Raw genomic sequence first — 20,602 nt, 5'->3', positions numbered from 1 at the left:
GTAAATTCATGGCTGATTAAGAAAAAAGTGAACGGGTATGGCCGTTTTCACTGGGTGGGTATAGACCGTTTTTTCTAGGCAAATTATAGTTTTAATAGCGAGATTAAGGATAACACAATGAATTTCAGCTATGAACTTCATCCAGGTATATGCAATGATTTTAATGCAAGTGAACTTATGAAAAGGAGCGGCATTAAAATTATACCTGATTTCTCAAAAAGTGAAACTGAATAAATACATCGTTTAAGCAAAAAAATAATGTATAGCTTGCCGAAGGTGCAACTAAGCTGCGCATTGAAGTAGAGGTTAAAAATCTGCGAATCTCTGCGAGAAAACAATTTGTTATTTCAACAGAATGTCCACAGCAGCATAAACTAAACCACCGGACATAATGACGGTGAAAATTCGTTTGACCAGAAGGTTTTTAAGATAGTTGTTGATCACGGCTCCAAACAATGCCCAAACTGAAACTACCAATAAGGTAAACAAGGCAATTCCCAGAGCAGATAAAACCAATTGTAATTTGTTCTCGATAAACACACGAAAGAAAGTAGAGTAAACAGTCATGCCATAGAAAATGGCTTTGGGGTTGACCAATTGAAGAATTGCACCATCATAAAATCGGGCCTGAACTCCTTCTTTTGCTTCGCTTGTTATGTTGAGCTTTAACGTTTTATAAGCTAGGTATAGGATATAAGCTGCTCCAATATATTTGAGGTATAGAGTTAACTTGGGAACTATTGAGGCCAAACCATATGATAGTCCGGCACATACCATCATCATTACCAAAGTACCTGTGAAAATACCTAATATGTAAGGCATTGTTTTAGCATAACCCCTGCTCATGCTAAAAGCCATGCTCGAAATATTATTGGGACCCGGCGAAAAGGATGTAGGTAGGGCAAAAGATAGAAAAGGAACTAATTCAAAGGCCATAACATATGGGTTTGTGTTGAATTGAAAAGGTATGGAAGTTTTTTGATAAGAAGGATTCAAATACAAGGCTGTGGAAGACTGAAGAAACGCAGTTTAATAGGTGTAAATGCGTATTTTTCTGACCAGCGTAACGCAGTATTTGTAATCTATATGACAAAAAAAATAAAAGACCATCCCCGTGTTCAAAAGAGATGGCCCTATTTATCTTAAAAGCGTGTTTTTCACAAATCTGTTATTGAGCGATTACCCCATCTTCGTCCCAAAGGTCTTTCCAGTGCTTGGCACCTTCCCAAAGGAATACCTGACCTTTTACCAAACGCGAACCACACTCACAATTCTTAATTGAAGCAAATTCTTCGTCGGTCAAAGGATCAGTAAATGAAGATTGTAGGTTGCTCAAGTACTCCATTGGGTGCACTGAGAAAGGAATAGTTACCTGTCCGTTCTTGATAGCCCACTTAATGCAGATTACAGCCGGGTGTACGCCACGAGCCTTAGCGATAGCCTGAATCTCTGGAGTTTGAATATCCACAGCATCCCCTTCTGCTATATCACGCTCAGGGCGGGTAGGAGAACCAATTGGCATAAATCCGATTGGCTGGATCTGCTTACTCATACAGTAATCAAACAATTCTTGCTGTTGGAAACAAGGGTGCATCTCCATTTCGTTAACCGCAGGAAGAATCTTCATTAAAGGAAGGGTCTTCTCAAATTTGGCGATAGTCATGTTGGAAGTACCAATGTTACGTACCTTACCGGCCTCAACCAAAGCCTCACATTGTTTCCAGGTATCCATAAACTCGTCTACAGAGAACGGCTTAGAATCAGGGTTACGGGCATCACCATCACAACCAGGTGCATGGTAATTAGGGAATGGCCAGTGGATTAAGTACATATCTAAATAATCTAACTGAAGATCATCCAGTGACTCCTGACAAGCTTTTTCTACTTCCCGGTGACGGTCGTTCCAAACTTTTCCGGTGATGAAGAGCTCTTGGCGAGTACATACTCCTTCCGCAATCACGTCTTTGATAGCCTGACCAATTTGCTTCTCGTTTCCGTATACTGCGGCACAGTCGATATGACGGTAACCTAAACGGATAGCGTTTCTTACAGCATCAGCCACTTCTTCGTGTGTAAAACGGTCTGAGCCAAATGTTCCCAACCCCACAGTTGGAAGCTTATCACCTGAGCGAAGTACTTTTGCAGGTACGTCAGCCGGGTTGATAGCTGTGTATTCTTTTGAAATATCTGACATCTTTTTAAAGATATTTAGATAATGGACATTAGATAATAGATAAAATTCAAGGTCTCTTATCTGTTATCTCTTATCTCTTATCTGATTAAAGTTCAATTTTAATATAATCTTCTTCCTTTAAGTTTTTTACTATGCAATCGTTGGCATACGTTCTTTCCGGAAGGTTGACAAGGATGTTGGCAGGTTGGTCGTTAGGTGTAAACGGACCCCAGTGCCATACCCCAGGTTTAATGGTAAATACGGTGCCTTTAGGAATGTAAAAAACACGTATTTTGTCTAGTGGAATATCGTCTTCACTGGCAGTGGCCGGCCCTACTTGCAACAAAATGTCGTTATCAAGGGGAATATTCACCTCTGCACATGCCGAATGATATTCAAGTATGTCGATGATAAGCTCACGCTTTTCTACCCTGCAGCAAGAATAGCTGAAAGGAACATCACCGCGCACATCTAATTGTAACTGGTCGCGGAAAAACTCAACCGGGGGTGCACCTAGCTTTTCATCCGAAGGATTAATTAAGTTGGCAAACGTTCCGAATGGTTTAAAGGCTTCCAACGACAGTTGTTCTACTTTTACTGTTCTCATGTTTTTCAGTTTGCAATCGGCAGTTCTCAGTCTTCAGTCAACTACTGCCTACTGAAGACTGTTGACTTTTATCTAAATGTAAAGTTAGATACTGGATTATGATATAAATAAACAGAACCTGCACTTAAGTTGAATAGCTCATTAAAGTGCTATTGGGTCTATAATCTCTTATCTCTAATCTATTATCTGAGGTACTGCCGACTGATGACTTATTACTTAATCTCTTCGTCGTATACAACGGCTACTTTACCACACTTACCGCCGTCCATTAGGTCGTATGCTTTGTCAGCATCTTTAAGCTCGAAACGGTGCTGTACTAAATCTTCCGGGTGAATGTTCCAACGAACTAATAACTCAACTAGCTCTTCCATTCTTGAAGAAGAAGTTACCCAAGAACCATGAATTGTAATTTGGTCGTGGATAATGTCTGGAGATGGGTTGAACTCAACAGTACCACCTTCACCAATCATAACCATGTCGCCCCACTTACGAGTAGCGCGGATAGCCAACTGACGACCGTGTGTGTTACCGGAACAGTCGATAGCTCTTTCAAAACCTTCGCCAGAGTGAGTTTCGTCCAATACTTTCTCTAAGGTATCAGGACCAGCTAAATATACAGCGTCAGCTAAACCTAAATCTTTAGCGATATCGCAACGCTCTTGTACAGTATCAACACCTACTAATTTGTTAGCACCTAAAGCTTTTGCCAACATCAAAGTTGCCAATCCTACAGGACCTAAACCTACTACTAGAACAGCATCTTTACCTGAGATACCACACTTCTCAATTCCTTCGTAAACAGTACCGAAACCGCAAGCAACCTGAGCACCATCAACATAAGATAATTCATCAGGTAACAATACACAGTCTTTTTCATCAGCTAAGATGTATTCTGCCATACCTCCGTCACGCTGCCATCCATAAGCTGCACGCTGAGGGCTGGTACAAGAAATCATGTAACCGCGACGGCAGTCGTTACAAACACCACAACCAGAGATGTGATAAAGAATTACACGGTCACCTTCTTTGAAACGCTTCATGTCAGAACCACACTCTATAATCTGACCACATGGCTCGTGACCAGCTACCTTGTTTTGGTATGCCTCAGGACCTTTACCAAGGTGTTCTCTGTAGATAGCGCGGATATCAGATCCACAAATAGTAGAAGCTTTAGTTTTTACTAATACCTGACCTGGACCTGGAGTCGGAACTGGTATTTCTTTCATCTCTACAGTACTGTTACCCGGAAGGTAAGCTGCTAACATTGTTTTCATCTTTCTAACTTTAAGAAAATAAGTAAATAAATTTTTTTAATCTCGTTTGCAGTTCAACTGCTGTTTTTTATCGGCTCCTGTAAAGGAGCCGATTTTATTTCTCAAGTAGTCTTAAATACCATTTCAAAAATGGCCGATATAACTACAAGTGATACAATAAATAAATTAATAATCTGATTATATTGAGGCTATGCTTGATTAGCTTTATAAGCTCTATAGCCAAAGTGGGCAATAACTATAAAACTGATAAATGGCAATATAAATGATACATTTTCGGCAGGGTGACCAAAAACAGTTCCCATGTCTATAATAGTACCTTGAATAGGAGGCATTAAAGCACCACCAACAATAGCCATGACTAATCCGGCTGCACCAAGGGTCGCATCTTGACCAATACCTTCTAAGGCTATGCCGTAAATGGTTGGGAACATTAATGACATAAATGCAGATGTTGCAACTAAGCAATAAAGACCAGCCATACCGTTTATTAAAATAGCTCCACCCAACGAAATCATAGCTCCAATTGCGAAGAACATAAGGAGTTTGCGTGAGTTAACATACTTCATTATCATGGTACTAATAAACCTGCTACCTAAGAAAATTCCCATAGCAACAATGTTATACATCTGCGCAGTGGCTTTGTCAATGCCTAATTGTCCTGCATACTGAATAATAAATGTCCAACACATAATTTGTGCAGCAACATAGGCAATCTGAGCAATAACACCATGGCCATAAATCTTATTAGCAACTAGTCGCTTAATGGATTGCCACGGATGAATTTGGTTTTGGTGTCCCGTATCCGGCATCTTCGTTGCCAAAATAACAACAAACATAACGATAACAACTAAGCCTAAAATTACGTATGGGTTACGAATTATCATTAAGTCATGTGCTCTATCTATGGCCTTTGTCGCTTCGTCCAGTGTTGAGAAATCGACTAGGTTACCAGCTGCATCAGTATGTTTATCTGAAGCAAGCGATGCTAAAACAACTCTTGACGCTACATACATGCCAAGTAAAGACCCCAACGGATTAAAAGCTTGGGCAAGGTTTAATCTTCGTGTCGAAGTTTCTTCTGCACCGAGCGATAAAATAAATGGGTTTGCTGTTGTTTCTAAGAAAGCAAGTCCAAACGTCAAGATGTAAAGAGAAACCAGGAAAAATCCAAATACCTCATATTGTGCAGCAGGCCAAAATAATAAAGCACCTGTTGCGTATAAGGCCAGTCCCAACAAAATCCCTTTTTTGTAACTAAATTTCTGTACAAATAATGCGGCAGGAATAGCCATGGTTGCATATCCTCCATAAAAGGCAAATTGAACCAATGCTGCTTTGGCTGTCGATATCTCCATTACGGTTTTAAAGGCAGCTACCATTGGGTTGGTTATATCGTTGGCAAAACCCCAAAGAGCAAATAAACTAGTGATAATTATAAAAGGTACCAGATATTTCTTTTCTACCACTTTTGCTGTTGCTTTATTCATAAAAATAGATTTGTAGAATTAACAGGAGATTAAAATTAAATGCTTGGTGTAACGCCTTTTTTCAATAGGATATTTCCGTATTTGGCTGTTTCACCAGTCATAACCACAGCAAATGCACCTCTTGCCTTGTCGTAAAAATCAAACCGACCAATACGTTCAATGGGCGCTACGTCGGGATTGGTGATATGGACGCTTTTTAAATAAGCTTCTTCAACAGTAGGGTCAAGCTCATCACCTTCAACAGCTGCCATCATGGTTAGTGGAGCCGGAACATAAGAATCTAATTCGAAAAGAGGTAAGATAGCTGCCAATAAATCGGGGATTCTTAAACCGTCAGCCCTTAATACTCTTCCGTTGAAAGACTCTGCAGGAAAATGTGCATCCGCCAAAATAATTTCGTCGCCATGCCCCATGCGGGCTAATACTTCTAAAAGTTCCGGGCTAATAAGTGGTGATATTCCTTTTAACATGTGCTATAAATTTTAATAACTTCTCAACATTAAGAAATTAAGTTTTTTTAAAATGATCAAGTATTGACCAATCACTAATATATTATACTCTAAAGTTCAGTACTTCGTGTAAAATAAGAGAGGTAGCCCCTTTAACAGCAGCTTGATTGCCCAATTTACTTTGCAACAATTTAATATTTCTGCGGGGTTGTTGAATAACTTCTCTTTTAAACACGCTTTTAATTCGTTCTGTAAAAAAAACACCCGAATTCATTACCCTTCCACCTAGCACAATCGCATGGGGATTAAATAGATTAGCGGCAGATGCTATAGCCTGTCCCAAATAGTCGGCAGCCTGATTAAATAAGTGCAATGCAAACTGGTCTCCTTTTTTGGCTTCTTCCGCTATTATCTCAGTCGAAATTTTTTCTAACTTATTTAATGACGAGTCAGGATAAAGTTCTTTTTGTCTGTTGGCTATTTCTGTAATGCCTCGTCCCGAAGAATAGCATTCCAAACAATCCATTTTGCCACATGAGCATTTTAAACCAACAGGAGCAGCCCCAATAATTTTATTGTGCCCAATTTCACCTGCCATTCCGTCAAAACCAAAAAATGGTTGTCCGTTCATAATACATCCGGAACCAATCCCGTATCCGATATTAATGAAAATAAAATCCTTGCACATATCACCGATACCATACATCAATTCACCTTGAGCCATCACCCGAGAAACGTTATCCACAATAATAGGTACCATGAAATGCTTCATCAAAGGTTTCTTAATGTCTACGTTTTTCCATTTAAAGTTGGGTGAATATTCGATATTATCTGTTCTTTTGTTGATAAAACCAGCGGCAGCAACACCTATACCGTGCAATTTGCTTTTGTCGATGCCAGACTTATCAAAAAGCTGTTCAATTAAATCAATTACCCGTTCTAAATCAGATTCAAAACTATCGCTAGCTTCTGTTCTCGTATCTACTTCAGCTAAGGTGTCGCCATTAAGGTTAGAAAGAACGCTATATATATGGGTACGCCCCCAGTCTATGCCAATAACATAGCTGTCGGCACCATTAAATTTAACAATTACAGGAGGACGACCGCCTTTTGACTCACCAATGCCTACCTGAACAGCTAGTTTTTCCGTATTAATTAAACTATCAACAATACGTGTGATGGTTGGCGCACTTAAACCAGTTTGTTTAACGATTTCCGCACGTGAAATTTCACCACTCTCCCTGATCAGGTTCAATACCTTAATTTTATTTAAGCGATTGATATATTCTGCGCTTCCTTTCGGGTGATTTTGTTTCATTTCTTACTTTCTAACGGTACGAAAATAAGGTGGGGAAGTTAAATATGCAAACGAATATAGAAAAAAAAAGCCAGCGAACGTTAATTAGAATGATTCTACAAAGAAAAACAGCAAACTTATATTGCCAAAAATGCAGACAATTGAGGAGTTTATTTATATTTGTTTGGCGTTAAAGGATGAGTAAGTTTATATTTTTCTTTTTTTGCATTATATTTAGAATCAAATTCAACACAACAAATTAAATTTTATTACAGTGAAAAAGTTAATTACATCAACTCTATTCGTATTATTATTTTTTATTGGCCAACCCATTTCTTTAAACGCACAGGAGAGTGGTAATTCAGGACTGGAAGGGGGAACTATCGGAAGTCAGTTTGATTATGCCATAAAGAAATCAAATACCTTTGAGGCATTTAAGGTGGTCAGAACATCATGGTTGTACAAGTTGAAAGGGAACGCCATAGATTCGGTTAAAGCGTTGCAAAAAAATATAGTTTCACTTGAAAATAAAGTACAGGATCAGCAAAAGGAAGTGAATGTATTAAAATCTAACTTAAGGGAAACTAACGAAAAGCTGGAATTGGCCACCAAAGAAAAAGATAGCTTTAGTTTTCTTGGGATGCTTTTAACAAAAGGTGTCTATGGTACAATGGTTTGGACTATCATTTTTAGTTTAATCGTTGCTTTACTCATTATGATCTTTTTGTTTAAGCGTAGTAATACAATTACTATAAAAACTAAGGAAACGCTAGGCGAAAAACAAGAAGAATTTGATGCGCACAGAAAATGGGCTTTGGAACGGGAACAAACCCTGGCGAGGGAACTCAACAAACTAAAACAAAAATATAAAGGACTCGATTAGAGTTCTTTTTTTTTATCGTTAATTAGGCTGAAAATCAGGGTGGTCTGATTGCCATAGTGCGAAACCAAGAACATCACCCAAAGAATTAAAATATTTGGATTTGCTGTCGCCTATGCCATGTCCGGCTTCAAAGTCTACTAAAAATAAAATAGGTTTGTCCGAGCTATTGGCTGCTTGCAAGCGTGCTGCAAATTTAGCTGGTTGCCAGGCAATTACCCTTGGGTCGTTCATCCCAGCGGTAATTAAGGTCGCAGGATATTTTGTATTTTCAACAATATGATGGTATGAATCCATTTCGTATAAGGCCATACATTCAACTGAGTCCTGTACCGTTCCAAACTCCGGGATATTTACAGGTCCGTTGGGTGAAAACTCACCTCTCATTGTGTTCATACAGCCTACCTCAGCAATGGCAGTTGCAAATAAGTCAGGCCTTTCTGTCATTGCCCTTCCAATCAGTATCCCACCGGCACTACCTCCATAGATAGAAATTTTTTTATGGGATGTAAACTGCTGATCAATCAGATATTCCGCACATGCTATTAAATCTTTCCAGGTATTGGGTTTAGTGGTTTTATGTCCGGCTTTATGCCAGTTGTCTCCCAATTCGCCGCCACCCCTAACATGAGGTATGCCAAGAATTCCACCTTTGGTAGTATATAAAAGAAAATTTGGGCTAAAAAAAGGATTTATTGAATAACCATAAGCCCCATAACCGAAAAGAAAAACCGGGTTATTGCCGTCTTTTGTAATGTTTTTATTGTAGATAACTGACAAAGGAACGGTAACACCATCATGTGAGCGAACCATTAACTCTTCAATAATTAAGTCTGTATATTCAGGATAGCTTGCTTGGTCTGAAAGGTTCTCAATCTCAAATTTATTCTTTTTAGGCAGGTAACGATATCTTTGATAATCGGTTGTCCAACCGTTTAAGGTAACCCAAACATCAGGGGTGTTAATGCCAACAGTTTGTAGCCCTATCCTTCCTGCCAGAGTAGGTAATTCGATTTTAACAGGTTTCTGGGAATGGTTGGCAAGAAAGTAAAGTTCTTCCTGCACACCGTAGGAAGTTAATGTATAATATAAGCCATCAGAGGTGGATGTGAAATTGGCCAGTTTGGCATCTTGATCTTCCGGAATAAACACTTTTGCGTTTGACAACAATGGGTTATCTAATGGAGCTTTTAATAGTTTGAAGTTTGGGGCATTTTTGGGGGTGTAATAATGGATTTGTCCTTTGATGGTTTCGAAATTGTAAACCTGGTCGTCCAGAGTAACAATTTGTTTCCAATTGACTGTATCATTGTCCATCTCATCAGCCGAAACCATGTATATCTTAAGTTTTTTGTCCACAGTTACCGGTAAAGCAAAAAGAAGATGGTTGTGTCTGTCATAAAAAACGATAGGGAATTCTTCGGGTTTAATATCAAGTTCCGGGTTTTTTGATCTTGAAAAAAATTCGATGTCGTTTTCCGGTGACTGTCCAACAGTATGGATGAATGATTTACTGTTCAGTTCCCGTTCCATATGGTGAATATCGCTTGAATTGAGCCGTATATATATAAAGCGTTCGCCGTCAGGTAGCCAGGAGGCTGCTGAAAACCAACACCGGTCTATCACTTCGGGGTAAAGCTCTCTTGTTTCGACGTTCATAATCATTAGTTCTGAACTTTCTGAACCATTAGGAGCCACTTCAAAACATACTTTGTCACTTTTAATGGAAGGGGATATGCTGGATATTGAGTAATGTAATGTGTCATCTTTGTATGTTGCTGGATCAAAAAGCAAAACTTCGTCCCCTTTTAATCCGTCACGGTAAAAAAGTTTACCGGTTTCATCATCTGGAGTCTGTTTTAAATAAAAGTATTTGTTGGCTTCAGTGATATTCACATTATAAATTCTGCTACTTTTTCTTTGATCAAACTCTTTCATTTTATCAATTAACCCTTGTCGGCCCGGTATCTGATCAAGAATATTTCTGGAATACTCCGAATGGGTTTTAAACCAATTTATAACGGAAGAGTCATCCAGATTCTCCATGTATCTGTATGGGTCGGTTACTTCTTTTCCAAAGTAGTTTTCAGTTACAGGCTTGGTGGGTGCAATTGGAGGTGTTTCATTTGCTGATTCTGTTTTCAGCTGACAGCCAATCAAGCTTAACGAAACCACGAAAGCAAATAAAATATTTTTCATGATAGTGTAATTTGATAGTTTATATGCAATTGTGCTTCAAGTTACGATGGAGAAGAAGACTTTGTCAATAGAAACAGAGGCAATTTGTATCAGCTGGTTGTTTTTGAGAGACAACAAACGGTAATGAAATTAACAATTAGTTTTTAAGCGCTTGAACAAGTTAAACGGCCTGACGATTACGTGTCACATGGTGTTGGGCTGGGATTGGGCCTCGTTAAAACGTATACCGAAATGTGGAATGGCATAGTTTGGTCAGCGCCAAAAACAGATAAGGGTTCGATTTTATATTTCCAGCAACCTGTGTAATTAATTCCATGTTCGAATTCGAACAATAAAAGGTGCAATATCGGTCAGAATTTTGAGAGTCAAGATTTGGTTGTGTGTCGTAATGGGCAGTAAAAGAGTAATATGTGCATTTCGGCACGATAAGTGATTTCTTCCAATAACAAACCAAAGAAAATGGAGGATTGAGTCATGAAAACACATGTAAATCAACACGAATATCATTTTGGGATTATAAAAATATTAGTAGTTTCCTCTTTACTATTGTTGGGGTATGGAATCTACAAAGTGTTTACGATTAATGGTAATGAGAAAGAATTTATCTATGAAAATTCTATGATGGGCAATACGAATCAATCCATAAACTCAGAGTTAGGCGATTTGTTTTATACACATTCTTATAACAATGAGGTAATGGAAGAAACTCTTCCTGTTGAACAATGGATGCTTAATCCGTCATCTTGGCGTGAATCACCATCCTTTAGTTTGTTGGAGGTATGGTCAGAAGATATGATGGAAGAACCTTTGTTAATGGAAGAATGGATGACAGATCTGTTGGGATGGGAAGCTAAGGCCATATGGCCTGCCAGTGTTTTGAGCGTTGAATCGGAACCTGAATTGGCCATTGAGCCTTGGATGCTTAATGATGAAGGTTGGGATGAGTATACAGGAGTAGAGGTTACATCTTTTGAAAATGAAGACGGAATAAAACTGGAAAGTTGGATGATGAACACTACAGAATGGAATGTGCCGATTATTCCAAAAGATAAGTTAGCAGAATTGGGATGGGCGGAAGAGGAACAACTAGTTCTAGAGCCTTGGATGATAAGTTGTTGTACCTGGGTGCCCGAGAAATTGGCAGAAATTGAGATTTATGAGTTTAGCAAGTCCTTTAGTGAAGATGCTTTGACCCTAGAGGAATGGATGCTTGATGATATGTCTTGGTTAATTACCGATATACATAGTTTGGAGGAATACCCAATAGCCTAAAGCCATTTTAGCAATACATTGAAAAGAGTTAGTGCAAATGATGTTGTATTTGTGCTCACTCTTTTTTCTTTGGATTTATCCGTTCCGTTGCCAGGAAAAATTTTTTGCCTGCCAGGAATTATTTATGTTGAATTTTATATAATTGTATACTTAAAAATGTGGTTAAAAAATTTTTTAACCACTACAATAGCCTTTCCCGGTTTTACATCAGAAAATGCCGATTCATAACGAAATTAGCTTTGGAGACGCAGCAAATAAAGGCGTTTTTTGTTTAGCAACCGATATTGAACATTGCTTGTTGTTATTTAAAATCAACAAATTGCATTTTAATTAAAATCCATAGATTCCGCTTTTGTATTAAAATCCTTTTTCTATCTTTACAAGGAATCTCAGCCTAGATATAAATTTACATGCGTTATTTACTCAAAGGATTAATCTTAGTTTTTCTGCTACATATTAGTGTTGGATTATTGGGGAATGATGGTCCACTACAGGGAAAATACGTCCATAATGTACACGGCAATAATGAAATTATTGCCAAAGCTGACTTGTATCTTCAAATAAATGATGCGCCAAAGGCCATTCGGTTGCTGTTGGATAACCTTGAGCATTGCACGGATTCATCGTTGCAATCAATTATAAATTATAAAATCGGGATAGCATACCTCACTGAAGGTTATTACGAAGATGCCTTGCCTTATCTGAAAAAGTTTAAAGCATATCAGGAAAGTAAGGGCGATTCAATAGGGATTGTTGCGGCTGATATTGCGTTGGGAAAGTATTATTGTCAGCGTAACGACTATACAAATGCTTCCAGTATCATATTTCATGCATTAAATAGGATGCCTCATCAGTCGGAAAACGAACTTAAGGCTATGGCTTTTTTGGTATTGGCCGAATTAAACGTTCAAAATAGGGTATTTTCCGAAGCTAAGTCATATGCCCAAGAAGCTTTGGCGATATCTACAACGTTAAAGTTGAATAATCTGAAATTAAAATGTTTTGATGTTTTTTCTTGTCTGTACGAAACCATGGGAGATTATCAATCGGCACTTTATTACAAAAATAAAAGTGTGAACCTTCAGGATTCTATAATAAAGTCAGCTGCCTCGGCATTAACGAGCACACAGCATTTGACAGGAAATATATATGATGTGTCGCCTGAAAACGCAAATGCCGAAATGGCCACAAGAGCAATATCTGTTAATTTGTCGAAACTAAAAGACGATGAAGTAATTTATTGGGGAAGCATTGTCCTTTTATTTGTTTTTGCGTTGGTGTTTTTTATGCTGTTCCGATCAAAAATGTTGTTGAGCAAAAAGCTTAAGCATAAAAATGTAGAGCTGGAAAAGTTGAATGCAACCAAGGACAAGTTTTTTTCGATTCTTGCACATGATTTAAAAAGTCCGTTTAATTCATTGATGGGATTTTCCGAAGTCCTGTCGTTGCAGGTGGAAAGTAAGAGTCAGCAAGAAATTGTGGAGTATAGCCGGTCGATTCATAATTCAACCCGAAAACTATACTCATTGGTGGAAACCTTGTTACAATGGTCCAGAACACAATTGGGAACTACGGAGTACAAGCCCGAAAGATTGGATGTTAAAATAGTGGCCAGTAATATTATTTCAATTCTTAAGATTAATGCGGAAGAGAAGGACATTGTTATTTCGTTGGATATCTCCAACAATATGTTAGCTTGGGCCGACAAGGATTTGTTTAGTGCCGTGCTTAGAAATTTAGTGAGCAATGCCATTAAATTCTCAAGAGTGGGCAGTGTTATCAGTGTAACCGGCAAAACGAAAGGTAGTTATATGGAAATTTCTGTAACCGATACTGGTGTTGGTATCAGCAAGGATAACCTGCAAAAAATATTTAGGGTAGATACCAATATTACTACCACCGGAACATTTAACGAAAAAGGAACCGGACTGGGCTTGGTGCTTTGTAAAGAGTTTGTGGAGATTAATAAGGGTGTTATAAGTGCCGAAAGTAAGCTGGAAAAGGGTAGTACGTTTAAATTTACTGTACCTTTGAGTACCAATTACAGTTTGAACTAACAAATATCGATTGTGTAATGAAATGAGCGTTGTTTTTATCTATCCGTTCATTAATATATTCGGTATTATAACATAGAGTTTACATCATTAATAAGTGATATAAAATGACCAAGAAGAAAATTGGCTATGTGGAGGCCATTACTGAAATAGAGGATATACTATCAAAAATTGAAGATAACGAATTGGATGTCGATGAATTGTCGGATAAGGTAAAACGAGTATCCGTGTTATTAAAGATTTGTAAGGATAAATTGCACACTACCGAATCGGAGGTGGAGAATATTCTTAAAGAAATAGAGGAATAGATAGCAATAGGTGAGTAAGGCGTAGGCGTGATTAAAATTGAAATAAAAAACGGTTCTTGAATTTATATTCAAGAACCGTTTCTTTTTTATGCTATTAGAATATAAATCTTGCTCTTATAAAAGCATGTGTTCCTGCTTGGGGATAGTAAGCAGCCCACGAGTATTCAACTCCATCTTCGTACCAATTGCCACCATAAGCATTGCTTTCGTACTTTGTGTCAAATAAATTGTTAACAGTAAGTTGTAGTTCAATTTTTTTCATCCACGAAGGATTGAACGCTTGTGTAATGATACCATTAAAAACCGTATAAGCATCAAGTTTTCGCATATCACTTTCCGTGTTGTCAAAGTATTGCTCGCCCACATGTTTGGTGATAAATTTGATGCTAGTATTCTTCAAAGGTGTTATCGTAAATGTGCTGTTGGCAACTATGTTAGGAGAATATGAAATTTGATTATCCCCATGTTGAATATGTATATCGTTATTTGTATTTGGATTAAAATCGGGATCATAGGTCTCCACGAAATCTTTGATGATGTTTTTACTAAAAGTGGCATTTCCGTCCCATCTAAATCTAGATAAAATTTTTGCGCCTAATTCAATTTCCATTCCTGTGCGGTAACTATCTTCTACATTGGTCATAATGGAATATCCTACATTACTTTTTTCGCCAGTTGGAATTAACTGATCTTTATAGTCCATGTAATAGAAGTTAATGTTGGCTGCCAGATTCGGTGATTGGTAATGATACCCTATTTCCAAGTCATTCAGTCTTTCCGATTTTGGTGTAGAGCTTGCGTCCCCTTGCGCATTCTTAAAGTCGGCACGTGCAGGTTCTCTATTGGCAATGGCATAGGACGCATAGAACTGGTTTTGTTGGTTTAAAGTATAAAAAACACCTGCTTTGGGATTAAAAAAATCATATGTATGATGCTGGTCTAGCATGGGGAAATCATCATCGGTACCATTTATCTTATAGTCGATGCCTCTATATTGTACATCGCCAAATACGTTTAATTTACCCAGTTGGTAATTTACTTTGGCGTAAATATTATAATCCTTTTTTATTCCCTTGTTACGGTACCATTCTTCGCCTTTTTCTGAACTGCCGGCGTATCTGGCCCAAATTAACTCTCCAAAGTGATCGCCATCATATTTGTTCCAACCTCCACCAAAAGTCATTTGCAAATCATCAGTATCATAATTGAATGAACCCGTAAACCCGTAAAAATCGTTGGTGAGCCATTTCTGACGGATGAGGTCCGTAGTTTTTATCGTATCGCCTGGTTGTCGTATGATGTGCTCCAAGCCATACTCCTTCAGGCTTTCGTCTTGCTTATACTGTTCGTAGTAGCCTTCGCCTCTGGTGTAATGAAGGGCGGTGTTTAAAAGCCAGTTGCTGTTTAAATTCTGACTGAAAAATAGCTGGTAGTGAGTCTGTAGGTAGTTGTCTGTCTGGTCTTTGTAATATCTTTCATTGCCATTTTCGTCGATATATTGGCCTGCGGGGTTGTAGGTCCTATCGGTTTTTAAAGTTGCTTCGTCAATACCCCACCAGCTAATACCTGTACGTTGATCCCCATGGATTACGTTAGCCTTTAAAAAGCTGTTTTTAAGATGCATGCTACCGCTCATGTACAGCGATTTATGGTCGGAAAAAGCATAATCTACATATCCGTCAGTTTGCAAGTCGCTATAGCGAAGATCAAACGAGAACTTATCGTCCAGTAAACCCGTGCTAACATTAATAGAGTTTTTAAAAGTGTTAAATGAACCGGCTGTGGAACTAACTTCTGCATAGGGTTTGGTATGGTAGCTGGTGGTATTAAAGTTAATGGAGGCTCCGAATGCGGCAGCTCCATTAGTCGATGTTCCCACACCGCGCTGCACCTGTACCTCATCTACCGACGACGAAAAATCGGGCATGTTAACCCAATATACCCCCTGGCTTTCCCCATCGTTTAGTGGAATGCCGTTTACAGTTACATTTATTCGTGTAGCGTCCGTTCCTCTAATTCTCATACTGCTATAACCAACACCAAAACCCGATTCCGTCGAAGAAACAACCGAAGGCGTCATGCTTAACAGGAGGGGAATGTCATCAGCTGCATTCATGCTGCTCAGTTCTTCTTTGGAGATATCGGTTTTGGCAACAGGCGTCTTGTTACCTGCTTTGATAGAAGAAACAATAACTTCCCCCGTCATGATTGAACCAGGTTTTAGGGTAAAATCAATTTGTTCGTCAGAAGTTAGCTGTATCGATTTCATTTGGGTTTCATACCCTAAATAGGAAACAGCCAGCTGATATTGACCTTTTTGCAGATTCTTAATCAGATAATTACCCTTGGCATCGGTAATAGTTCCTATGGAAGAACCTTTAACGGCAACAGTGGCTCCAACCAGGGGATTGTTATTTGGGCCGGTAACTATACCGTGTACACGGTATTGCGACGAAATAGATGTTAGTCCAATAATACTAACTAAAATGGATAAAAATAACTTTTGCATGTATTACAGTTTTAAATGAATAAATACTGCAATGAGGAAAATAGGAGATGATCTTTTTCCCTTGACAGCATTACCTGTCCAGGTTCGAAGGGTATAATCTCAGCCCGGTATAATCCAGGCACCCCATTGTAGAAAACGGATGCAATATTAAGACCTTTAAGTCTTATACGCAAGAAAAATAAATATTTTTGTTATCTTTTTATAAAACTAAACGAATGTGCCTTGCCAATTTCGGTTAAAGTGTTCAATGTTGATTCGCCAATATTATCTTGATTTGCAAGATAGGATGAGATGGCTACACCGTGTATGCCCGTTTCAAATAATTCTGCAAAATCTTCCATAGTAATAGCGCCTATGGCAATTATCGGAATGTCTATGTTGTTGGTGTCACAACACTTTAAAATTTCCGTATAATCATTCAGGTTTAGTTCGGGATTTATATCCCTGCTTGTTCCGGTATGTCCGTAAGTGCCTAAAAATAGGTAATCTGCCCCTTGTTCTGCCAGATGCACGATGTCTTCGAACGTATTGGCCGTAGCTCCGATTATTTTTTGACTTCCAATAATATTTCGTGCTTCAGCTACGTTTATATGGTTTTTGCTTAAGTGAACACCGTCTGCATCTACTTCAATAGCTAGGTGAGGATTGTCATTAATAATAAAAGTGGCACCATAATGTTGGCAAATGGAATTACATTTGCGGGCCTGGGACAGAATATAATCTTCTGGTTTATTTTTGATTCCTAGTTGAATCCAATCTCCCCCTCCTGCGCAATATTCCAAGGCTTGTTGCGAAGATGGTTTTTCAATCTCTTGATAGGTAATGAATTGAAGTCGGCTAATAATTTTTTGCATAGTGTTGTGTGTTAAGTTTACCACAAACATAGTTAATTTTATTTGCCGGGAAAAGCATTGTTAAGATTTAGAAGAATTGATTCACTTCATACAATTGTGGTGTATTTTTGAGATGCTGCCAAAGTGTCCTAGGTGTGGCAGCACCTTTAAAAAAACTTTTGGGGTGTATAGCAAATTATAGCAGTTTATATACCTACCAATGCCATCATATTATTTTTTGTAAAAATCACGAATAAAAAAAGCTGCTATAAAAATAATCAACTTTTATAACAGCTATTGTTAATTGGGTAAAATATGTATAGCGCAATAATAATTCCGGTATTTATCTCAAAAATATCATTAGACTCCATTGAATACCAATTCAATGAATAAAACCTAAACATTATCTTAACACCGCAAGGTAAGATTTTCTATAACTGGATTTCCCAGATACGGCAAATGCCTGCTTTCGTGAGCAATTTGAAAAATCCCTTTTGAAAGATCCCGGTTTATTTGATAACCTTTAAAACTTCGGTTACCATCTTTTCCAATTCAGCTTTTGGTCTGGCGCCAAGAGCGGCCTGAGGTTCGCCATCTACCGGTATAAATACTATGGTAGGTAGACTTCTGATTCCAAAAATAGCTGCTAACTCTTTTTCTTTATCAGTATCTACTTTAAATACTTGAATTTTACCTTTGTATTCTGCTTGTAACTCGTTTAAAATAGGAGCTACCTGTCGGCATGGACCACACCAGTCGGCATAAAAATCCAGGATGGCGGGTACCTTTCCGTTATATTTCCACTCCTTATTTGTTTCGTAGTCAAAAACCTTTTCCTTAAACGTTTCTTTGTTTAGGTATATCACACCACTCTTTTCCGTCTCCTCACCCGTGTATTTGGCTTCCGCCCTGCCTGCACATGAAACATTGGCGAAAATAAATACCGATAATAATCCTGAAACAATTAATGCCTTCATAACAATTGTATTAATAATTTACTTTTACTGGTTGGCTGAAAAAATGTCATAAATTAGTCTAAACTAACTTTTAAAACATCCTTGAATGCTTTTTGTAAAGTTTCCTTTGGCAAAGCTCCCTGGGCCATTTGTGGTTGTCCTTCGCTGGGGATAAAAAGAAGGGAAGGAATACTTTGTATACCAAACATACCCGATAATTCTCTTTCTGCCTCGGTATCTACTTTGTAGATGTCTATTTTGCCATCATAATCTTTCGAAAGCTCTTCTAATACGGGAGCAATAGCTTTACATGGTCCACACCAATCGGCGTAAAAATCGATTATACAAGGTTTGTTTCCTGCAAATTTCCACTCTTTACTTGCTTCGAAATCAAAAACTTTCTCTTTAAACGTTTCTTTTGTCAAATGTTCTAACATGATTATTGTATTTTAATGAATATTCGTGTTTGATTACTTTAGATACAAATATATCTAAAAATGTTGATATGTCAATATCAATATGTGTGCCAAAGTTAAATTTTAACATATTAGACTGACAAGCGACAGAAAACTGACAGTAATTCAGGTATTAAACATTTGTAATGACTAAGATGTTTGGTAGGAGTAACTAAGGAATAATGTGACTCATTATCATTAGGCTTTATTAAAATTATATTTTTGCAACCCTTGAATAGCCAAAATAATTGTTCCTGTTACCCGATTGTATAATTGGCGACAAACAATCGCGAGCCATCCTCAGCGCAATAAAATTGAGAAATTATATTATCCGCCAAAATAAATTGTAATTTTGGCAGCCTAAATTTTAAGAATGACTGAAAAAGATATATTAAAACACTTAGAAAGCACTGTTTTTAATGCAATTAGGCATGTGGCAGATTTAGAGAAAATTGAAACCTACGTGATTGGAGGTTATGTGAGAGATCTGTTTCTAGGAAAGACTTCTAAAGATATTGATATTGTGGTGCGCGGCAGTGGGATTGAAATGGCAGAAAAAGTGGCAGCTAAACTTGGCGGACTTAAAGTGACTGTTTTTAAGAATTATGGGACTGCCATGTTTAAATATAGAGATGTTGATGTTGAGTTTGTTGGAGCTCGAAAAGAATCATACCAAAGAAATTCACGTAAGCCATTTGTGGAGGACGGAACCATAAGGGACGATCAAAACCGAAGGGATTTTACAATTAACGCTTTGGCTTTATCGCTCAACAAAGAAACACTTGGAAATCTGGTTGATCCGTTTAATGGGTCAGAGGATTTGGAAAAAGGTATTATCCGTACTCCATTAGAGCCAGGTATTACTTTTTCCGATGACCCTTTGCGCATGCTTAGGGCTGTGCGGTTTGCGGCCAGGTTTAAGTTTAGTATTGAAGAGGACACTTTTGAGGGAATCAAAAATAATAAAGAACGCATTGGAATTGTTTCGGGGGAAAGGATAGTTGATGAACTCAATAAGATGATTATGTCCGATAAACCTTCTTTGGCATTTAAAATTCTGGAGATAACAGGGCTGTTGCAGATTATACTTCCTGAACTTCAGGCCATGAAAGGGGTAGAAGAGAAGAAGGGGAAAAGGCATAAAGACAATTTTTATCACACGCTACAGGTGCTAGACCGAATAGTCCCGTTTACCGATGATGTGTGGTTACGATGGGCCGCAGTGTTTCACGACATAGCCAAACCCGTAACCAAACGGTTCGACGATAAATTGGGGTGGACTTTTCATGCGCATAATCATATAGGACAAAAAATGGTGCCCAAGATTTTCAAACGCATGAAGTTCCCAATGAACGAAAAAATGAAATTTGTTCAAAAAATGGTGTATCTGCATATGCGGCCTATTGTTTTATCGGAGGATGTGGTGACGGATTCTGCGGTGAGAAGGTTACTCTTTGATGCGGGAGACGATATTGATTCATTGATGACTTTGTGCGAGGCTGACATTACCTCAAAAAACGAGGATAAGGTCAGAAAGTATATGAAGAACTTTAAGGTCGTACGGAGGAAACTGAAAGAGATTGAGGAGAAGGACAGGGTAAGAAATTTTCAGCCCCCGGTATCCGGTGAAGATATTATGAAGACATTCGGCATTGGGCCTTGCAAGGAGATTGGAGATATAAAAGCTGCTATTAAAGAAGCCATATTGGACGGAGAAATCAATAACGACAGAGAGCAGGCTTACCAGTTAATGTTAAAGCTGGGCAAGGAAATGGGGTTAAACGAAAAGCCAGATGCCCCCGACATGGCCGGAGCAAAAAATAAGGGTACACATTCGAATGATTGAAAC

At 38.2% G+C, this 20,602-nt stretch carries 17 protein-coding genes; 5 read left to right on the top strand and 12 right to left on the bottom strand.

Annotated features, from left to right (window positions below; genetic code table 11):
- Positions 1-342 precede the first annotated feature (342 nt).
- The 7 genes from ACRD64_RS22765 to ACRD64_RS22735 all read right to left on the bottom strand — a co-directional run bounded on the left by ACRD64_RS22765 (position 343) and on the right by ACRD64_RS22735 (position 7,308).
- Complete coding sequence (locus ACRD64_RS22765) at positions 343-936, bottom strand: LysE family translocator (protein ID WP_430936450.1); 594 nt, start codon at positions 934-936, stop codon at positions 343-345.
- A gap of 232 nt (positions 937-1,168) precedes the next feature.
- Positions 1,169-2,194: an aldo/keto reductase family protein gene (locus tag ACRD64_RS22760; RefSeq protein ID WP_430936448.1), complete on the bottom strand. Its 1,026-nt coding sequence runs from the start codon at positions 2,192-2,194 to the stop codon at positions 1,169-1,171.
- An 85-nt stretch (positions 2,195-2,279) separates the two neighbouring features.
- Positions 2,280-2,780 carry a DUF4867 family protein gene (locus ACRD64_RS22755; RefSeq protein ID WP_430936446.1) on the bottom strand — a complete coding sequence of 167 codons (501 nt, stop codon included), beginning with the start codon at positions 2,778-2,780 and terminating at the stop codon, positions 2,280-2,282.
- Between the two features lie 212 nt (positions 2,781-2,992).
- Positions 2,993-4,054 carry a zinc-dependent alcohol dehydrogenase family protein gene (locus tag ACRD64_RS22750; RefSeq protein WP_430936444.1) on the bottom strand — a complete coding sequence of 354 codons (1,062 nt, stop codon included), beginning with the start codon at positions 4,052-4,054 and terminating at the stop codon, positions 2,993-2,995.
- A 188-nt stretch (positions 4,055-4,242) separates the two neighbouring features.
- Positions 4,243-5,541 (bottom strand): L-fucose:H+ symporter permease, encoded by a 1,299-nt coding sequence (gene fucP, locus ACRD64_RS22745; protein ID WP_430936442.1) that lies wholly within the window; start codon positions 5,539-5,541, stop codon positions 4,243-4,245.
- A 35-nt stretch (positions 5,542-5,576) separates the two neighbouring features.
- A complete protein-coding gene (fucU, locus tag ACRD64_RS22740) occupies positions 5,577-6,011 on the bottom strand; it encodes an L-fucose mutarotase (protein WP_430936440.1) in 435 nt (144 codons plus the stop codon).
- 82 nt (positions 6,012-6,093) lie between these two features.
- Positions 6,094-7,308: an ROK family protein gene (locus ACRD64_RS22735; protein WP_430936438.1), complete on the bottom strand. Its 1,215-nt coding sequence runs from the start codon at positions 7,306-7,308 to the stop codon at positions 6,094-6,096.
- A gap of 253 nt (positions 7,309-7,561) precedes the next feature.
- On the opposite strand from ACRD64_RS22735, the gene ACRD64_RS22730 reads away from it, so the two are divergent.
- A complete protein-coding gene (locus tag ACRD64_RS22730) occupies positions 7,562-8,170 on the top strand; it encodes a tRNA (guanine-N1)-methyltransferase (protein WP_430936436.1) in 609 nt (202 codons plus the stop codon).
- Positions 8,171-8,188: 18 nt separating this feature from the next.
- On the opposite strand, the gene ACRD64_RS22725 is transcribed toward ACRD64_RS22730, so the two are convergent.
- Entirely contained in the window at positions 8,189-10,366 is a 2,178-nt protein-coding gene (locus ACRD64_RS22725; RefSeq protein ID WP_430936434.1) for a prolyl oligopeptidase family serine peptidase, read from the bottom strand.
- A 474-nt stretch (positions 10,367-10,840) separates the two neighbouring features.
- Between ACRD64_RS22725 and ACRD64_RS22720 the strand changes: the two genes are divergently transcribed.
- From ACRD64_RS22720 to xseB, 3 genes are all read left to right on the top strand, one after another.
- On the top strand, positions 10,841-11,638 hold the full coding sequence (locus ACRD64_RS22720; protein WP_430936432.1) for a hypothetical protein: 798 nt from the start codon (positions 10,841-10,843) through the stop codon (positions 11,636-11,638).
- A 410-nt stretch (positions 11,639-12,048) separates the two neighbouring features.
- Entirely contained in the window at positions 12,049-13,695 is a 1,647-nt protein-coding gene (locus tag ACRD64_RS22715) for an ATP-binding protein (protein WP_430936430.1), read from the top strand.
- 104 nt (positions 13,696-13,799) lie between these two features.
- A complete protein-coding gene (xseB, locus tag ACRD64_RS22710; RefSeq protein WP_430936428.1) occupies positions 13,800-14,000 on the top strand; it encodes an exodeoxyribonuclease VII small subunit in 201 nt (66 codons plus the stop codon).
- Between the two features lie 94 nt (positions 14,001-14,094).
- Here xseB and ACRD64_RS22705 read toward each other — a convergent pair whose 3' ends face one another.
- The 4 genes from ACRD64_RS22705 to trxA (ACRD64_RS22690) form a co-directional block, all read right to left on the bottom strand.
- Positions 14,095-16,509: a TonB-dependent receptor gene (locus tag ACRD64_RS22705; protein ID WP_430936426.1), complete on the bottom strand. Its 2,415-nt coding sequence runs from the start codon at positions 16,507-16,509 to the stop codon at positions 14,095-14,097.
- Between the two features lie 191 nt (positions 16,510-16,700).
- Positions 16,701-17,363: a thiamine phosphate synthase gene (locus ACRD64_RS22700; RefSeq protein WP_430936424.1), complete on the bottom strand. Its 663-nt coding sequence runs from the start codon at positions 17,361-17,363 to the stop codon at positions 16,701-16,703.
- A 488-nt stretch (positions 17,364-17,851) separates the two neighbouring features.
- A complete protein-coding gene (gene trxA, locus ACRD64_RS22695) occupies positions 17,852-18,319 on the bottom strand; it encodes a thioredoxin (RefSeq protein WP_430936422.1) in 468 nt (155 codons plus the stop codon).
- Between the two features lie 53 nt (positions 18,320-18,372).
- Positions 18,373-18,735 (bottom strand): thioredoxin, encoded by a 363-nt coding sequence (gene trxA / locus ACRD64_RS22690; protein ID WP_430936420.1) that lies wholly within the window; start codon positions 18,733-18,735, stop codon positions 18,373-18,375.
- A 391-nt stretch (positions 18,736-19,126) separates the two neighbouring features.
- Between trxA (ACRD64_RS22690) and ACRD64_RS22685 the strand changes: the two genes are divergently transcribed.
- A complete protein-coding gene (locus ACRD64_RS22685) occupies positions 19,127-20,599 on the top strand; it encodes a CCA tRNA nucleotidyltransferase (RefSeq protein ID WP_430936418.1) in 1,473 nt (490 codons plus the stop codon).
- The last annotated feature ends 3 nt before the right edge of the window (positions 20,600-20,602 follow it).

Source organism: Saccharicrinis sp. 156 (assembly GCF_050589685.1).
GTDB lineage: Bacteria > Bacteroidota > Bacteroidia > Bacteroidales > Marinilabiliaceae > Saccharicrinis.
This window is presented reverse-complemented; position numbering and strand designations above follow the sequence as displayed.